3 pseudogenes are annotated in these 820 nt (G+C 49.8%); all 3 read left to right on the top strand.

Features of this window, described 5'->3' with window-relative positions:
- A pseudogene (locus OOJ60_RS24530) lies at positions 1 to 75 on the top strand (IS6 family transposase); the annotation flags it as partial.
- A 54-nt stretch (positions 76 to 129) separates the two neighbouring features.
- A pseudogene (locus OOJ60_RS24525) lies at positions 130 to 546 on the top strand (serine hydrolase); the annotation flags it as partial.
- 146 nt (positions 547 to 692) lie between these two features.
- Positions 693 to 820: pseudogene (locus OOJ60_RS24520) on the top strand (tetracycline resistance MFS efflux pump); the annotation flags it as partial.

Here is an 820-nt window from a genome sequence, read left to right as displayed (position 1 = left end):
GGCCAGGCCTCAGCATTTTATTATGGTGATCCCCTGGGCGAAATGCGCCTGGTAAGCAGAGTTTTTGAAATGTAAGGCCTTTGAATAAGACAAAAGGCTGCCTCATCGCTAACTTTGCAACAGTGCCCTTTTTTGCACAACATGGGGGATCATGTAACTCGCCTTGATCGTTGGGAACCGGAGCTGAATGAAGCCATACCAAACGACGAGCGTGACACCACGATGCCTGCAGCAATGGCAACAACGTTGCGCAAACTATTAACTGGCGAACTACTTACTCTAGCTTCCCGGCAACAATTAATAGACTGGATGGAGGCGGATAAAGTTGCAGGACCACTTCTGCGCTCGGCCCTTCCGGCTGGCTGGTTTATTGCTGATAAATCTGGAGCCGGTGAGCGTGGGTCTCGCGGTATCATTGCAGCACTGGGGCCAGATGGTAAGCCCTCCCGTATCGTAGTTATCTACACGACGGGGAGTCAGGCAACTATGGATGAACGAAATAGACAGATCGCTGAGATAGGTGCCTCACTGATTAAGCATTGGTAACTGTCAGACCAAGTTTACTCATATATACTTTAGATTGATTTAAAACTTCATTTTTAATTTAAAAGGATCTAGGTGAAGATCCTTTTTGATAATCTCATGACCAAAATCCCTTAACGTGAGTTTTCGTTCCACTGAGCGTCAGACCCCATATCGGGCGGATCGTGGCCGGCATCACCGGGGCGACTGGGGCGGTAGCCGGCGCTTATATTGCCGATATCACTGATGGCGATGAGCGCGCGCGGCACTTCGGCTTCATGAGCGCCTGTTTCGGGTT

The organism is Citrobacter sp. R4, from assembly GCF_026719175.1.
Classification (GTDB): Bacteria; Pseudomonadota; Gammaproteobacteria; order Enterobacterales; family Enterobacteriaceae; genus Citrobacter_A; species Citrobacter_A sedlakii.
Note: the sequence above shows the minus strand (reverse complement) of the source record. Positions and strands in the feature narration are given on the sequence as shown.